9 protein-coding genes and 3 rRNA genes are annotated in these 16,989 nt (G+C 66.0%); 5 read left to right on the top strand and 7 right to left on the bottom strand.

Features of this window, described 5'->3' with window-relative positions; genetic code table 11:
• Window positions 1-14: 14 nt before the first annotated feature.
• Window positions 15-578 (bottom strand): GNAT family N-acetyltransferase, encoded by a 564-nt coding sequence (locus QF037_RS25195; protein ID WP_307028854.1) that lies wholly within the window; start codon window positions 576-578, stop codon window positions 15-17.
• Between the two features lie 95 nt (window positions 579-673).
• On the opposite strand from QF037_RS25195, the gene QF037_RS25190 reads away from it, so the two are divergent.
• Together QF037_RS25190 and QF037_RS25185 are read left to right on the top strand one after the other, a co-directional pair.
• Window positions 674-1,915: a sensor histidine kinase gene (locus QF037_RS25190; RefSeq protein WP_307028852.1), complete on the top strand. Its 1,242-nt coding sequence runs from the start codon at window positions 674-676 to the stop codon at window positions 1,913-1,915.
• Window positions 1,912-2,571, top strand: a complete 660-nt coding sequence (locus tag QF037_RS25185; RefSeq protein WP_307028850.1) for a response regulator — start codon at window positions 1,912-1,914, stop codon at window positions 2,569-2,571. Before QF037_RS25190 ends, QF037_RS25185 begins: the two co-directional genes overlap by 4 nt.
• Window positions 2,572-2,613: 42 nt before the next feature.
• On the opposite strand, the gene rrf is transcribed toward QF037_RS25185, so the two are convergent.
• The 4 genes from rrf to QF037_RS25165 form a co-directional block, all read right to left on the bottom strand.
• Window positions 2,614-2,730, bottom strand: a 5S ribosomal RNA gene (rrf, locus tag QF037_RS25180).
• Window positions 2,731-2,825: 95 nt separating this feature from the next.
• Window positions 2,826-5,949 (bottom strand): 23S ribosomal RNA (locus tag QF037_RS25175).
• A gap of 314 nt (window positions 5,950-6,263) precedes the next feature.
• Window positions 6,264-7,789, bottom strand: a 16S ribosomal RNA gene (locus tag QF037_RS25170).
• The 16S, 23S and 5S rRNA genes sit together here, the layout of an rRNA operon.
• Before the next feature lie 645 nt (window positions 7,790-8,434).
• On the bottom strand, window positions 8,435-8,995 hold the full coding sequence (locus QF037_RS25165) for a MarR family winged helix-turn-helix transcriptional regulator (protein WP_307028848.1): 561 nt from the start codon (window positions 8,993-8,995) through the stop codon (window positions 8,435-8,437).
• A gap of 152 nt (window positions 8,996-9,147) precedes the next feature.
• Between QF037_RS25165 and QF037_RS25160 the strand changes: the two genes are divergently transcribed.
• Window positions 9,148-10,404: an MFS transporter gene (locus QF037_RS25160; protein ID WP_307037361.1), complete on the top strand. Its 1,257-nt coding sequence runs from the start codon at window positions 9,148-9,150 to the stop codon at window positions 10,402-10,404.
• 79 nt (window positions 10,405-10,483) lie between these two features.
• On the opposite strand, the gene QF037_RS25155 is transcribed toward QF037_RS25160, so the two are convergent.
• Both QF037_RS25155 and QF037_RS25150 read right to left on the bottom strand, forming a co-directional pair.
• Window positions 10,484-12,124 carry an ATP-binding SpoIIE family protein phosphatase gene (locus QF037_RS25155; protein ID WP_307028847.1) on the bottom strand — a complete coding sequence of 547 codons (1,641 nt, stop codon included), beginning with the start codon at window positions 12,122-12,124 and terminating at the stop codon, window positions 10,484-10,486.
• Window positions 12,125-12,295: 171 nt separating this feature from the next.
• Entirely contained in the window at window positions 12,296-13,675 is a 1,380-nt protein-coding gene (locus QF037_RS25150; protein ID WP_307028845.1) for an NAD(P)/FAD-dependent oxidoreductase, read from the bottom strand.
• A gap of 376 nt (window positions 13,676-14,051) precedes the next feature.
• Here QF037_RS25150 and QF037_RS25145 point away from each other — a divergent pair, with 376 nt between their 5' ends.
• Together QF037_RS25145 and QF037_RS25140 are read left to right on the top strand one after the other, a co-directional pair.
• Window positions 14,052-14,813: a TetR/AcrR family transcriptional regulator gene (locus QF037_RS25145; RefSeq protein WP_307028843.1), complete on the top strand. Its 762-nt coding sequence runs from the start codon at window positions 14,052-14,054 to the stop codon at window positions 14,811-14,813.
• A gap of 280 nt (window positions 14,814-15,093) precedes the next feature.
• On the top strand, window positions 15,094-16,980 hold the full coding sequence (locus QF037_RS25140; RefSeq protein WP_307028841.1) for a sigma-70 family RNA polymerase sigma factor: 1,887 nt from the start codon (window positions 15,094-15,096) through the stop codon (window positions 16,978-16,980).
• Window positions 16,981-16,989: the final 9 nt, after the last annotated feature.

The raw sequence follows: 16,989 nt of genomic DNA, 5'->3' as shown, positions 1-16,989 counted from the left end.
GCCCGCCGAGAAGTTCAGGCCTTCTCGAGGACGAACTCCAACTCGATCTCGCCCTCGTTGCCGGGCAACGGCACGGTCTTCCCGGTCGGCACGAACCCGGCCTTGCGATAGAACCCCTGGGCGCGCGGATTGTCCTCGTGCACGATGAGCCGCACGGCCTCGACTCCACGCCCCCAAGCCCACTCGACGGCGGCCTCGAAGAGCCCCTTGGTCACCCCGCCACCACGCCACTCGGGCCGCACGAACACCCCGACCACATGCCCTTGGTCGCGCTCGACGGGAAACCCGGCCCAGTCATCCGTCCCGGCCTCCTCGATCAGCATGACCACGGACCCGACCCACGTCCCGTCCGCGGCCTCAGCGATGAACTGCAGCGCCCCGCCATCCACCTTCGACGACCCGACAGCCCGCTCCTGCCAGAAGGAGTCCGGATGGGTCAGGGCCTTCTCGTACGTCTCCAGAAAGGCAACCGGTGCCGCAGGATCCTGCAACGCGACGAGCCGCAGCTCCTTCACGGCGGGCCACTCGTCGGCACGTATGGACCGGACGACGTACGAATCTGGGATCGAGTCACTCATACCGATCACGGTAGTACCCAGGTACCGGACCCCTCACCTCATATAAGCCCCCAGGTCGGACGCCTGGTACCCGCCCCACCCTGGACCATCGCACCATGGACCCCATGCCGGAGGAGCAAGAGACAAGAGCGGCCGAACCCCTCACCCAGTGGGTACAGCGGATCGCCCACGCGGTGCGCGCCTTCGACCGCCGCCATCCCCTCCCCTGGGACCTGACCTTCACCGGCTTCTGGGTGACGGCGGCCCTCATCGACTACGTCGGCGGCGGCTGGGAGAACGTGGCCCGCAACAAGGACGTCCCCGCCTCCCTGCTCCTCACCATGAGTCTGGGCCTCTCGCTCCCCCTGCTCTGGCGCCGCACCCATCCCCGAGCCGTCCTGTGCGCGATAGCCCCCATGGCCATCGCCAACGCCTGGAGCGGCGCGGTCCTCCAGGCCGCCCTGCTTCAGTTGGTCATCGTCTATCACATCGCCCTGCGCCGCCCGCTGCGCTCCCTGTGGTGGACCACGATCCTCGTCATCACACCGGAGTTCGTAACGGCCGCCCGCCACTCGAAGAAGAGTTGGGACGAGCAGGTGGTCCCGCTCCTCCTCTCTATCGCCCTCTGCGCCGCCATCGGCATCACGGTTCGCACCCGCCGCGACTACACCGAGGCCCTCGAGGACCGCGCCCGCCGCCTGGAGACCGAACGCGACCAGCAGGCCCGGCTGGCCGCGGCCGCCGAACGCGCCCGCATAGCCCGCGAGATGCACGACATCATCGGCCACAACCTCTCCGTCATCACCGGCCTCGCCGACGGCGGCCGCTACGCCGCCGCGAGGTCCCCCGACCGAGCGGCACAAGCGCTGGACGCGATAGCCGGCACAAGTCGCCAGGCACTGACAGAACTCCGCCGCCTCCTGGACGTCCTGCGCGAAGAGGACCGCCCGGCCGCCGACCTGACCCCCCAGCCCGCCCTCACCGACCTGGATCAACTCATCGACGGCGTCCGCAAGGCCGGCCTCCCGGTCAGTACAACGGTCCACGGCACCCCCGCCATCACCCCGGGCCGCGAGCTCACCGTCTACCGCGTCATCCAGGAAGCCCTCACCAACACCCTCAAACACGCCGGCCCCGGCGCCACTTCACAGATCGAGATGTCGTACGGCGACGGCGGCGCCGTCACGGTGACGGTGACCGACACCGGCCGAGGCGGCGACACAGACGGCACCGGCGGCCGAGGCCTGCCCGGAATGCGCGACCGAACAGCCCTCTACAGCGGCACACTTGAGGCCGGCCCGCTCCCTGAGGGCGGCTGGCGTGTCCGCCTTCACCTACCGGAGGAAACCCCGCAGTGACGACCGTCCTCATCGCCGACGACCAGCCCCTCCAGCGCTTCGGCTTCCGCATGCTGCTGGAGAGCCAGGACGACATGACGGTCCTCGGCGAAGCCCAGAACGGCACCGAGGCGATCCGCATGTCAGCCGAGCTCCACCCCGACGTCGTCCTGATGGACGTCCGCATGCCCGGCCTCGACGGCATCGAGGCCACCCGCCGCATCGTCGCGGCCGGCGCCCGCACCCACGTCCTGATCCTCACGACCTTCGACCTGGACGAGTACGCCTACGCGGGCCTACGAGCCGGAGCCTCCGGCTTCCTGGTGAAGGACGCCCAGCCGGAGGACCTGCTGTCAGGCATACGCGCGGTGGCCACGGGCGACGCGGTGGTCGCCCCGAGCCTGACCCGCCGCCTCTTGGACGCCTACGCCCACCACCTCCCGGCGGAAACCCCGACCGCCGAACCGGCGGACTCACGTCTCGCGGCCCTCACCGACCGGGAACGCGAGATCCTGACCGTTATCGGCAAGGGCTGGACGAACACAGAGATATCCGCCCGTCTGCACCTGGCCGAATCGACGGTGAAAACCCATGTGGGCCGCATCCTGGCAAAGACGGGCTCCAGGGACCGGATCCAGGCGGTGATCCTGGCCTACGAAACAAAGCTGGTGAAATAGAAAAAGGCCCACACCTGATGGCGTGGGCCTTTTCTAAAATTTGTTCGGCGGTGTCCTACTCTCCCACAGGGTCCCCCCTGCAGTACCATCGGCGCTGTAAGGCTTAGCTTCCGGGTTCGGAATGTAACCGGGCGTTTCCCTCACGCTATGACCACCGAAACACTATGAAACTGTCGAATCATGCCACACCACACCCGATTACGGGTATGGGGCTGTTCGTGGTTTCAGAACCAACACAGTGGACGCGAGCAACTGAGGACAAGCCCTCGGCCTATTAGTACCGGTCACCTCCGCACGTTACCGTGCTTCCAGATCCGGCCTATCAACCCAGTCGTCTACTGGGAGCCTTAACCCCTCAAAGGGGGTGGGAATACTCATCTCGAAGCAGGCTTCCCGCTTAGATGCTTTCAGCGGTTATCCCTCCCGAACGTAGCCAACCAGCCATGCCCTTGGCAGAACAACTGGCACACCAGAGGTTCGTCCGTCCCGGTCCTCTCGTACTAGGGACAGCCCTTCTCAATATTCCTGCGCGCGCAGCGGATAGGGACCGAACTGTCTCACGACGTTCTAAACCCAGCTCGCGTACCGCTTTAATGGGCGAACAGCCCAACCCTTGGGACCGACTCCAGCCCCAGGATGCGACGAGCCGACATCGAGGTGCCAAACCATCCCGTCGATATGGACTCTTGGGGAAGATCAGCCTGTTATCCCCGGGGTACCTTTTATCCGTTGAGCGACGGCGCTTCCACAAGCCACCGCCGGATCACTAGTCCCGACTTTCGTCCCTGCTCGACCCGTCGGTCTCACAGTCAAGCTCCCTTGTGCACTTACACTCAACACCTGATTGCCAACCAGGCTGAGGGAACCTTTGGGCGCCTCCGTTACTCTTTAGGAGGCAACCGCCCCAGTTAAACTACCCATCAGACACTGTCCCTGATCCGGATCACGGACCCAGGTTAGACATCCAGCACGACCAGACTGGTATTTCAACGACGACTCCCCCTGAACTGGCGTCCAGAGTTCACAGTCTCCCAGCTATCCTACACAAGCCGAACCGAACACCAATATCAAACTGTAGTAAAGGTCCCGGGGTCTTTCCGTCCTGCTGCGCGAAACGAGCATCTTTACTCGTAGTGCAATTTCACCGGGCCTATGGTTGAGACAGTCGAGAAGTCGTTACGCCATTCGTGCAGGTCGGAACTTACCCGACAAGGAATTTCGCTACCTTAGGATGGTTATAGTTACCACCGCCGTTTACTGGCGCTTAAGTTCTCAGCTTCGCCCAACCGAAGTCGGACTAACCGGTCCCCTTAACGTTCCAGCACCGGGCAGGCGTCAGTCCGTATACATCGCCTTACGGCTTCGCACGGACCTGTGTTTTTAGTAAACAGTCGCTTCTCGCTGGTCTCTGCGGCCACCCCCAGCTCACCGAGTAAATCGGATCACCAGTGATGGCCCCCCTTCTCCCGAAGTTACGGGGGCATTTTGCCGAGTTCCTTAACCATAGTTCACCCGAACGCCTCGGTATTCTCTACCTGACCACCTGAGTCGGTTTAGGGTACGGGCCGCCATGAAACTCGCTAGAGGCTTTTCTCGACAGCATAGGATCATCCACTTCACCACAATCGGCTCGGCATCAGGTCTCAGCCCTAATGAATGGCGGATTTACCTACCACTCGGCCTACACCCTTACCCCGGGACAACCACCGCCCGGGCTGGACTACCTTCCTGCGTCACCCCATCACTCACCTACTACCACCGTGGTTCGGCGGCTCCACCACTTTCCATTCCCCGAAGGGTCCGGAACGGCTTCACGGCCTTAGCATTAATGGGTTCGATGTTTGACGCTTCACAGCGGGTACCGGAATATCAACCGGTTATCCATCGACTACGCCTGTCGGCCTCGCCTTAGGTCCCGACTTACCCTGGGCAGATCAGCTTGACCCAGGAACCCTTAGTCAATCGGCGCACACGTTTCTCACGTGTGTATCGCTACTCATGCCTGCATTCTCACTCGTGAACCGTCCACCACTGCCTTCCGGCGCGGCTTCACCCGGCACACGACGCTCCCCTACCCATCCCAGCGGGCGTTGGCCCTCATGCTGAAATGACACGACTTCGGCGGTACGCTTGAGCCCCGCTACATTGTCGGCGCGGAATCACTAGACCAGTGAGCTATTACGCACTCTTTCAAGGGTGGCTGCTTCTAAGCCAACCTCCTGGTTGTCTGTGCGACTCCACATCCTTTCCCACTTAGCGTACGCTTAGGGGCCTTAGTCGATGCTCTGGGCTGTTTCCCTCTCGACCATGGAGCTTATCCCCCACAGTCTCACTGCCGTGCTCTCACTTACCGGCATTCGGAGTTTGGCTAAGGTCAGTAACCCGGTAGGGCCCATCGCCTATCCAGTGCTCTACCTCCGGCAAGAAACACACGACGCTGCACCTAAATGCATTTCGGGGAGAACCAGCTATCACGGAGTTTGATTGGCCTTTCACCCCTAACCACAGGTCATCCCCCAGGTTTTCAACCCTGGTGGGTTCGGTCCTCCACGAAGTCTTACCTCCGCTTCAACCTGCCCATGGCTAGATCACTCCGCTTCGGGTCTTGAGCGCGCTACTATATCGCCCTATTCGGACTCGCTTTCGCTACGGCTTCCCCACACGGGTTAACCTCGCAACACACCGCAAACTCGCAGGCTCATTCTTCAAAAGGCACGCAGTCACGACGCATTGAGTAAACTCAATGCGCGACGCTCCCACGGCTTGTAGGCACACGGTTTCAGGTACTATTTCACTCCGCTCCCGCGGTACTTTTCACCATTCCCTCACGGTACTATCCGCTATCGGTCACCAGGGAATATTTAGGCTTAGCGGGTGGTCCCGCCAGATTCACACGGGATTTCTCGGGCCCCGTGCTACTTGGGTGTCTCTCAAACGAGCCGTACAGATTTCAGCTACGGGGGTCTTACCCTCTACGCCGGACCTTTCGCATGTCCTTCGCCTATCCATACGGTTTCTGACTCGTCTCACAGCCGGCAGACTGTAAAAGAGAGATCCCACAACCCCGAATGCGCAACCCCTGCCGGGTCTCACACGCATACGGTTTGGCCTCATCCGGTTTCGCTCGCCACTACTCCCGGAATCACGGTTGTTTTCTCTTCCTGCGGGTACTGAGATGTTTCACTTCCCCGCGTTCCCTCCACATACCCTATGTGTTCAGGTATGGGTGACAGCCCATGACGACTGCCGGGTTTCCCCATTCGGAAACCCCCGGATCAAAGCCTGGTTGACGGCTCCCCGGGGACTATCGTGGCCTCCCACGTCCTTCATCGGTTCCTGGTGCCAAGGCATCCACCGTGCGCCCTTAAAAACTTGGCCACAGATGCTCGCGTCCACTGTGCAGTTCTCAAACAACGACCAGCCACCCATCACCCCGAACCATCCGGTTCGAGTGCACTGGGGCCGGCACTGAAGGCAGCCGATACGGCCATACCCTCAGACACCCAACAGCGTGCCCGACACACTTCCCGCTTCCCTCAACGTTCCACGCTCTGACGAGCAGTACTGGAAGGAGAAGACGATCAAGTGTGCCGAATAATCAACGTTCCACCCTTGAGCAACCACCGCAGAACGTTTGCCTGCGTAATGGCCCTGGACCACCAAGCAAGCTTGGCGGCCTAGATGCTCCTTAGAAAGGAGGTGATCCAGCCGCACCTTCCGGTACGGCTACCTTGTTACGACTTCGTCCCAATCGCCAGTCCCACCTTCGACAGCTCCCTCCCACAAGGGGTTGGGCCACCGGCTTCGGGTGTTACCGACTTTCGTGACGTGACGGGCGGTGTGTACAAGGCCCGGGAACGTATTCACCGCAGCAATGCTGATCTGCGATTACTAGCAACTCCGACTTCATGGGGTCGAGTTGCAGACCCCAATCCGAACTGAGACAGGCTTTTTGAGATTCGCTCCACCTCACGGTTTCGCAGCTCATTGTACCTGCCATTGTAGCACGTGTGCAGCCCAAGACATAAGGGGCATGATGACTTGACGTCGTCCCCACCTTCCTCCGAGTTGACCCCGGCGGTCTCCTGTGAGTCCCCATCACCCCGAAGGGCATGCTGGCAACACAGGACAAGGGTTGCGCTCGTTGCGGGACTTAACCCAACATCTCACGACACGAGCTGACGACAGCCATGCACCACCTGTACACCGACCACAAGGGGGGCACCATCTCTGATGCTTTCCGGCGTATGTCAAGCCTTGGTAAGGTTCTTCGCGTTGCGTCGAATTAAGCCACATGCTCCGCTGCTTGTGCGGGCCCCCGTCAATTCCTTTGAGTTTTAGCCTTGCGGCCGTACTCCCCAGGCGGGGAACTTAATGCGTTAGCTGCGGCACCGACGACGTGGAATGTCGCCAACACCTAGTTCCCACCGTTTACGGCGTGGACTACCAGGGTATCTAATCCTGTTCGCTCCCCACGCTTTCGCTCCTCAGCGTCAGTAATGGCCCAGAGATCCGCCTTCGCCACCGGTGTTCCTCCTGATATCTGCGCATTTCACCGCTACACCAGGAATTCCGATCTCCCCTACCACACTCTAGCTAGCCCGTATCGAATGCAGACCCGGGGTTAAGCCCCGGGCTTTCACACCCGACGTGACAAGCCGCCTACGAGCTCTTTACGCCCAATAATTCCGGACAACGCTTGCGCCCTACGTATTACCGCGGCTGCTGGCACGTAGTTAGCCGGCGCTTCTTCTGCAGGTACCGTCACTTTCGCTTCTTCCCTGCTGAAAGAGGTTTACAACCCGAAGGCCGTCATCCCTCACGCGGCGTCGCTGCATCAGGCTTTCGCCCATTGTGCAATATTCCCCACTGCTGCCTCCCGTAGGAGTCTGGGCCGTGTCTCAGTCCCAGTGTGGCCGGTCGCCCTCTCAGGCCGGCTACCCGTCGTCGCCTTGGTGAGCCATTACCTCACCAACAAGCTGATAGGCCGCGGGCTCATCCTTCACCGCCGGAGCTTTCAACCACCACAGATGCCTGCGGTAGTGGTATCCGGTATTAGACCCCGTTTCCAGGGCTTGTCCCAGAGTGAAGGGCAGATTGCCCACGTGTTACTCACCCGTTCGCCACTAATCCCCACCGAAGTGGTTCATCGTTCGACTTGCATGTGTTAAGCACGCCGCCAGCGTTCGTCCTGAGCCAGGATCAAACTCTCCGTGAATGTTTACCCGTAATCGGGTGCACACACACGAGAGCGGAACCACCGGCGGAATAAGCCGATGGTTCACAGCGTCCTCGCTGTGTTTTTCTTCAAAGGAACCTCATCTACGACCATGACGGCCGGAGACGGGGTATCAACTAATCTGGCGTTGATTTTTGGCACGCTGTTGAGTTCTCAAGGAACGGACGCTTCCTTTGTACTCACCCTCTCGGGCTTTCCTCCGGGCTTTTCCCTTCGGTCTTGCGTTTCCGACTCTATCAGACCGTTTCCGGCTCCGATTTCCTCGGTGCTTTCCAGGTTCCCGCTTTCGCGTTTCCCTTTCCGGCGGTTCCGACTCTATCAGATCCTTTCGGGCCTGACTCCCAGTCAGAGGGGCTTGCCTTCCCGGCTGTTAGGCCGTTCCGACGTCTCAAACCTTAGCGGATCCTCTCGGCAGTTCCTAATCGAGCTGCCGAACCCAAATCGAATTGAATTCGGGCACGCCGAATTCGATCCCGTTGGGAGGTCGTGCTGTGGTTTGTGTGCCGCTGATGCGGCGGGAGGTGTTGTCGAAGAACCGTTACGGCTCTGCGGCAACCCGAAGAACTCTACGGATCGCACGGGGGGCTGTCAACCAAGCCTGTCAAGATCTTTTCGGGTGGCACATCAGCCCAGGTCACTGAGCCGACCACCGGCGTCCGGCTGGGCATGCTCCACCCGACGCAGGAGACGGGTGAGGACATCGCCGAGGCTGGTCCGCTCCTCCGGGGAGAGGTCCTGGAGGAGATCCTCCTCGAAGACCGTGGCGAGCCGCATGGCCTCCAGCCACTTCTCGCGCCCCTCGTCCGTCAGCTCCACGATCACGCGGACACGGTTGGACTCGTCCCGCTCCCTGGTGACCAGACCCTCCGCGACCATCCGGTCGATGCGGTGGGTCATCGCGGCCGGCGTCAGGCCGAGTCCCTTGGCGAGGTCGCTGGGGCCCATTTGGTAGGGGGCGCCGGAGAGGACGAGGGCCTTGAGCACCTCCCACTCCGCGTTGCTGATGCCGAGGGCGGAGGTCTGACGGCCGTAGGCGACGTTCATACGGCGGTTCAGCCGGGACAGCGCCGAGACGATCTGCTCGACCTGGGGATCGAGGTCCTGGAACTCGCGCTGGTACGCGGCGATCTGCTCTTCGAGGGTCGGCTCACTGCCGATGCCGATGCTGCCGGGGGTGTCACCCATGGGCGGAAGTATCGCACGGGGCTGCTTGGTGTTGAAGTTCTTCTGGGTGTACTGTTTAGCTTCTAACTTTAGCTTTGAAGTCTTCGGTTCAAGTACTGAGGGACTCCAACTACCTGATTGAGGTGACCGTGACCAGGGCGATGGGCGCAGCGATGCGCCGGATTCACGTGGGTAACGCACTCAGCGCGTTCGGGCTCGGCTTCACCGTCCCCTACCTGTACGTCTACGTGGCGCAGGTGCGGGGGCTGGGAGCCATGACGGCGGGGCTCGTCCTCGCCGTCTTCGCGGTGGCCGCGCTGATCGTGCTGCCGTTCGCCGGCCGGGCGATCGTGCGGCAGGGCCCGCTTCCGGTGTTGCTCACCGCCCTGGTCACCGCCGCGATCGGTGCCCTGAGCCTGGGGCTCGCGAGCAATGCGACCACCGTTCTGCTGTCGGCGGCCGCGCTCGGCGCCGGGCAGGCCGTGATGCAGCCGGCGCTCGCGACGATGATCGTGGACTGCTCCACCGCCGAGACCCGCTCCCGTGCCTTCGCGATGCAGTTCTTCCTGCAGAACCTCGGGCTGGGCGTCGGCGGTCTCATCGGCGGTCACCTCGTCGACACGACGAGCGCCTCCTCCTTCACCCTGCTCTTCGCGATCGAGGCGGCGATGTTCCTGCTGCTGGCCGTGGTGATGGCGACCGTACGGATCCCGCGCGCGCCGCGGATCGGGGACGCGCCCGCCGGTTCGGCCAAGGGCAGCTGGAAGCAGCTCCTCGGCAACCGGGCCATGGTGCAGCTGTGCGTTCTGGGCTTCGTGCTGTTCTTCGCCTGTTACGGCCAGTTCGAGTCGGGCCTGGCCGCGTACGGCGTCGAGGCCGCCGGGATCTCCACCTCCGCGCTGGGGTCGGCCCTGGCCGCCAACACCGCGATGATCGTCATCGCGCAGTTCGCCGTGCTGAAGTTCGTCGAGCGGCGTCGGCGCTCGAGGGTGATCGCCGCGGTCGGCATCATCTGGGCCGTCGCGTGGATCACCGCCGGTTACGCCGGTCTCGGTCACAGCAGCCAGGCCATGGCCACGGCCGCGTTCGTCTCGACGTACGCCCTCTTCGGGCTGGGCGAGGCGATGCTGTCCCCGACCGTCGCTCCCCTGGTCGCCGATCTCGCCCCGAGCGGGATGGCCGGTCAGTACAACTCGGCCTTCGCCCTGGTCAAGCAGCTCGCCCTGGCCGTGGGCCCGGCGGTGGGCGGCCCGATGGGCGCCTCACTGCACGCGCCGTACATCGTGACGTTCCTGGTGTTCTCGGTGGGCATCACGTTCCTGGGCCTACGGCTCGGACGGCAGCTCACCGCGGTGCAGGACCACCCCTGGCGAGCCAGGAGTCGCGTGGTGGCGAAGGGTGGAGCGACGGTGGAGTCCATCGCCGCGTAACCGGAGCGCCCCTTCAGGGGCACGGGCAACTGCGGACCAGCCACAACGCACCCGCAGCCGCCAAGCGACCCCTGTGCCTCTACCCCTTGGGCAGCACGAACTCGCACCACACGGCCTTCCCGCCCCCCGGCGTCCGACGAGACCCCCAGTTCGAGGCGATCGTCGCCACGATGGCAATGCCCCGACCGGACTCGTCACCGGGCTCGGCTCGCCGGCGCCGGGGCAGGTGATCGTCCCCGTCGGTCACCTCGATGATCAACCGTCGGTCCGTCCGGCGCAGCCGCAACCGCATCGGGGGCGTCCCGTGCTGAAGCGAGTTGGCGACCAGCTCGCTCGCCGCCAGCACTCCCAGGTCATGCAGCTCCGCGGGGAACCGCCAGCTGGTCAGCACGCCGGAGGCGAACGCACGGGCGCGTGGAGCCGCTTCCATGCCGCCGAGGAGTTCCAGTGCGGCGTTGCGGAAGAGGTCACTGTCGGGGCCCGTACGGGCGGGGTGCTGGAGGACCAGGACCGCCACGTCGTCGTCGTGGTCCGCGGTGACGCCCGCGGAGCGGACCAGGCGGTCGCAGACGACCTGGGGTGTCCCGGTCGCGCCGGACAGGGCGCGTTCCAGGGAGGCGATGCCCTCGTCCAGGTCTTCGTCCCGGCGTTCGACCAGACCGTCCGTGTAGAGGACGGCCGTGGAGCCCGGGCCGAGCGGGATCGAGCCGGACGCGTGCATCCAGCCGCCGGTGCCCAGCGGGGGGCCCGTCGGTTCGTCGGCGCGCAGCACCGCCCCGCTCTCGTCGCGGACGAGGATCGGGAGGTGGCCGGCGCTGGCGTACACCAGTCGGCCCTCGTTGGGGTCGTGGATGGCGTAGACGCATGTGGCGATCTGGTTGGCGTCGATCTCCGCGGCGAGGCCGTCCAGGAGTTGGAGGATCTCGTGCGGGGGGAGGTCGAGGCGGGCGTACGCCCTGACCGCCGTACGCAATTGGCCCATGACCGCTGCCGCGCGGACTCCTCTGCCCATGACGTCGCCGATGACCAGGGCCGTGCGGCCGCCGCCGAGGGTGATGACGTCGTACCAGTCGCCGCCGACCGCGGCCTCGGTGCCGCCTGGCTGGTAGGTGGCGGCGATGCGGAGGTCGTCGGGTTCCTCCAGGACCTGGGGGAGCAGGGAGCGCTGGAGGGTCACGGCCGTCTCGCGCTGGCGGCGTTCGCTGGCTCTGAGGCGTTCCGCGGCCTCGGCGTGGTCGGTGACGTCGGTCGCGAAGACGAGGACGCCGCCGGTGTCGCCCTCCGTCACCGGGGTGCAGGTGAAGGTGTAGGAGTGGCCGTCGGGGGCTTTGCGGGACTTGACCGTGCGTGCCTTGCCGCTGCGCAGGACCTGGTCGAGGAGGGGGAGGAGGCCGATCTCGTCGAGCTCCGGGAGGGCTTCGCGGGCGGGGGCGCCGGGGTCTCGTACGCCGAACGCCGTCACATAGGCGGCGTTGACGTAGGCGAGGCGGTGATCGGTGCCGTGGACGAGGGCGACGAGGGCCGGGACGCGGTCGAGTACCTCGCGCACGGGGAGTTCGTCGACGGCGGGCACGTGCACTGCTTCGTCGGTGAGTTGTTCGGCGCGGGCAGCGGGTACGGCGCCCTCCCCGAGTCGGTCGGGGGTGACCGGATGGTCGGTCCGCGCTGCGGCGCGGCGCTGTGTTCCGGGGAGCCGGGCGCTCCAGCGCGTGAAGTTCACGAATCCTTGCCTCGTGTCGTCGTCTTCGGCCGGCTCCGGACCCGGCCTGGGTCCTCGTGGTGCGGAGAGCGGGCGTCCACCCGTCCTGGGTCGGGGATCAGTGTGGCAGTGTGGCCGACCGGGTCGACATCCGTCAGACGCCTACCTTGCCGATGGAGTTCCTGGGTCCGGTCAGGACGACCCTTTCGGGTCGTTCGTGGGGTCCTGAGGAGGCTTTCCACCGGCCGCGAGTTCGAACTCCGCTCGGGGATGTTCGAGGGAACCCAGCGAGACGATCTCCCTTTTGAAGAGCCCGGCCAGCGTCCATTCGGCCAGGACGCGGGCCTTGCGGTTGAAGGTGGGCACCCTGCTGAGGTGGTAGACGCGGTGCATGAACCAGGCAGGGTAGCCCTTCAGCTTGCGTCCGTAGACGTGTGCGACACCTTTGTGGAGGCCCAGGGAGGCCACCGAGCCGACGTACTTGTGGGAGTACGTCTCCAGTTCCTCGCCCCGTAGCGCGTGCACGATGTTGTCGCCGAGGACCTTGGCCTGGCGTACCGCGTGCTGGGCGTTGGGGGCGGTCTCCCTGCCGGGTTCGGCGGCCGTCACATCGGGGACGGCGGCGGCGTCTCCGGCCGCCCACGCGTGCGTGGCGCCCTCGACGGTGAGCTGGGGGGTGCATTTCAGCCGACCTCGGTCCGTGAGCGGGAGGTCGCCGGCGGCGAGGATCGGGTGGGGTTTGACGCCGGCGGTCCATACGACCGTACGGGTCGGGAAGCGGGCGCCGTCGCTGAGGACGGCCACGCGGTCGGCGCAGGATTCGAGGCGGGTGCCCAGGCGTACGTCGATGTTACGGCGGCGCAGTTCGGTGACGGTGTAGCGGCCCATCTCCTCGCCGACCTCGGGGAGGATGCGGTCGGAGGCCTCCACGAGGATCCACTTCATGTCCTCGGGCTGGACGTTGTGGTAGTACCGCGCGGTGTAGCGGGCCATGTCCTCGAGTTCGCCGAGCGCCTCCACGCCCGCGTAGCCGCCACCGACGAAGACGAAGGTGAGGGCCGCGTCGCGGATCGCGGGGTCGCGGGTGGAGGAGGCGATGTCCATCTGCTCGATGACGTGGTTGCGCAGTCCGATGGCCTCCTCGACGGTCTTGAAGCCGATGGCGTGGTCGGCGAGGCCGGGGATGGGCAGGGTGCGGGAGATCGAGCCGGGGGCGAGGACGAGCTCGTCGTACGTCAGCTGCCGGGCCCCGGTTCCTTCTTCCTCGGTGGCGAGGGTGGTCACGGTCGCGGTGCGTTTGGCGTGGTCGATGGCGGTGGCCTCGCCGATGACGACATGGCACTGGTCCAGGACGCGGCGCAGGGGGACGACCACGTGGCGGGGGGAGATGGAGCCGGCGGCCGCCTCGGGAAGGAACGGCTGATAGGTCATGTACGGGTCGGGGGTGACGACCGTGATCTCGACGTCGCCGCGCCTCAGTTCCTGTTTCAGCCTCCGCTGAAGACGCAGGGCTGTGTACATCCCGACGTAGCCGCCACCGACAACGAGAATGCGCGCGCGTTCCTTCACCACCCCATGACGCACCCGACGCTTGAGTTTGTCCACAGCCCCGGCAATTTGCGTGACCGCGCGTTTTGCGCGAGCGGGTTGGCCGAATCGGCGACGTGCGGGGAATATTTGCAGGTCAGCGGGTGTGCGCCGGGGGTCTTGAGGGGGTGTAATCGGGACGTATACGACCCGTACTCCGATCGGGGGGCGCTCCGTGCGGAACCTGCCCCTTCTGAATTGACCCCCTCTCAACTATGTTCGTGTGTCGACGGGGTGTAGGGGGATGCACTCATCGGATCCGCGACGGGCGGTCCGTGAAGCGGTTTGTTCCCCATAGCGCTCCGGCTTTCAGTGGCGGGGAAAGTCTCCGGGGGGAGACGTCATTACCGGGGGATCGCTTATGCATGTTCAGGACTCTCATTGGTCTTCCGCGTCTGCCATCGGACCAGGTGGCGGAGCGATGAGCGCGGCGGTGGGGAACGGACGCGACGGTTCGCGTTCGACGCCGCTGCGCGTGGACGCACAGCGCAATCTGGAGCACGTACTGCGTGCGGCGCGCGAGGTCTTCGGCGAGCTGGGGTACGGCGCGCCGATGGAGGATGTGGCGCGACGCGCGCGGGTCGGTGTCGGCACGGTGTACCGGCGCTTCCCGAGCAAGGACGTCCTGGTGCGCCGGATAGCCGAGGAGGAGACCTCCCGGCTGACGGACCAGGCGCGTACGGCACTCGGTCAGGAGGACGAGCCGTGGTCGGCGCTGTCGCGCTTCCTGCGGACGTCGGTGGCCTCGGGTGCCGGGCGGCTGCTGCCGCCGCAGGTGCTGCGGGTCGGGGTGGCCGACGAGCACGAGGACGGTGCCGGGTACGACGAGGCGCGGGTGCCGCAGCAGCGGACGCAGCCGGGCTCGGGCGAGCTGCGGCTGGTGTCGGAGAACCCGGGGAACGGGGTCGAGGACGACTCCGGGGCGGCGGCGCTGCTCGACGTGGTGGGCCAGCTCGTGGAGCGGGCGCGGACGGCGGGTGAGCTGCGGGCCGATGTCTCGGTGTCGGATGTGCTGCTGGTGATCGCGACGGCGGCACCCTCGCTGCCGGATGCGGCGCAGCAGGCGGCGGCCTCGGCGCGGCTGCTGGACATCCTGCTGGAGGGGCTGCGGTCGCGGCCGTAGTAAAGGCCGCTTGACGCGGTGCCTCGATCAGGTGACGACGAGGTGTGGGTGCTGCGCCGCCCGCGCCTCGTTCGCATGCCCGGATTTCCCGGCGTGTCCCCAACTCTCGCTCATCACACGAGAGTCGAGCCTTCCCCGGATGGGTGACTGCTAGTACTGCGGTGCGGCAAAACCCCACGGACGAGTGGAAGCCCCGCACAGCCGGGTCCTGACCAAAAGCCAATATGGCACGCTGACCCGGTGTTCGTGACTGGTGGGCAGGCGGCGGGGGCTTTCCGCGATGGGCGTTGACGGGCGGGACGAGTCACAGGGCGAGGGGGACGCGGAGGCCGGTGGCCTGGCATCGCCCCAGGTGCCGAGCCAGGGGGGCCGGGCGGGCCGCCCGCCGGTCGGCGGTAACCCGATGGAGGGCCGCGTCCCGACCCAGCGCGACCGCCGTGAGGACAGCGTCCTGCCGCCGCCGATCGAGCTGTCGCCCGGTGACGCCGACCTGATCGGCCGGATGCGCGCGGGCGACGACACCGCTTACGAGGAGCTGTACCGACGCCATGCGGACGCGGTCCGCGGGTACGCCCGCACCTGCTGTCGCGACGCCCACACCGCGGACGACCTCACCGCCGAGGTCTTCGCCCGTATGCTCCAGGCGGTGCGCGGCGGCTCCGGCCCCGAGCACGCCGTACGCGCGTATCTCCTGACGACGGTCCGGCGCGTCGCCGCGAACTGGACGAAGTCAGCCAAACGGGAGCAACTGGTCGACGACTTCGCGGTGTTCGCCGCGCAGTCCGCGCGCGTGACCGACGTCTCCCACGACGACACTCTGGACCTGGGCGCCGATGTGCGCGCCATGCACGTGGCCGAGCAGTCCATGGCCATGCAGGCCTTCCGGTCGCTGCCCGAGCGCTGGCAGGCCGTGCTGTGGCACACCGAGGTCGAGGACGAGTCGCCGAGCGATGTCGCCACCCTCTTCGGGCTCGACGCCAACGGCACGCGCGTGCTCGCCAGCCGCGCCCGCGAGGGCCTCAAGCAGGCCTATCTCCAGGCCCACGTCAGTGCCGCCCTCGCCGACGACGAGGAGTGCGCCCGCTACGCCGACCAGCTCGGCACCTACGCCCGCGGCCGGCTGCGCACCCGTGCCGAACGCGGGTTGCGCAAACACCTGGAGGAGTGCGCCGAGTGCCGCCTCGCGGCCAGCCAGATCGCCGAGGTCGCGAGCAGCATCCCCGCCGTCGTGCCGGTCGCGGTCATCGGCTGGTTCGGTGCCGCCGGGTACGCCAAGGTCGCCGCGCTCATCACCGGTGGCACGGGAGCGGGCGCGGCGGGTGTCGCGGGCGCGGCGGTGGCGAGCGGCGGCTCGTCGGGCGGCGGCTCGTCGGGCGGCGCGGGCGCGGGGGGCGGTGCGGCGGCCTCGGAGGGCGTGGGCATGCCGGTGAAGGTCGGTATCGCGGCCGGTGCGCTGGTCGCGGCGGGTGTCGTGGTGGCGCTCGCCCTGTCCGGCAACGACACGCCGGCCGACGACAAACCCGTGGCCCAGCCCCCCGCGACCGCACCGGTGGTCAAGCCCGCAGAGAACATCCCCGAGCCGCCGAAGAAGGAGCCCGGGCCCGCGCCGCCGGTCATCGCGCTCGAGCCGACGCCGAAGCCCACCCCGACGCCGAAGCCCACCCCGACGCCGAAGCCGACCCCCAAGCCCACCCCTACCCCCACACCGCCGCCGCCTCCTCCGCCCGCGCCAGCCGTCTACCAGTGGAGCGAGCCGGCGTACGACATCAACGGCGACGGCAGCGAGCCCGGGATGCGGATCTCCGAGAGCAGCTGGGTGTGGCAGCGGTGGGGTGTCTCGGTCGGCGGCACGCAGTACGAGCACGGCGTCACCGTGCACGGCCGGACCTCCGTCACCATCGACCTCAACCGGGAGTGCACCTCCTACGACGCGACGGTCGGCGTGGACGACATGGCGCTGGGGCTCGGCAAGGTCTGCCACTCCGTCCACGCGGACGGGGTCCAGCTGTGGAAGTCCGGGCTGGTCGAGGGCGGGGACGCGGCGGTGCCGGTCCATGTGAACCTCGCCGGACGCGAGACCGTTCGGCTGGTGGTGGTGGAGCCGCACAGCTCCTTCGACGACCTGGCGCTCGCGGACTGGGCGGAGTCGAAGTTCAGGTGTGCGTAGCGCCGGGCG

This window comes from Streptomyces canus, assembly GCF_030815415.1.
Taxonomy (GTDB): domain Bacteria; phylum Actinomycetota; class Actinomycetes; order Streptomycetales; family Streptomycetaceae; genus Streptomyces; species Streptomyces canus_F.
This window is presented reverse-complemented; position numbering and strand designations above follow the sequence as displayed.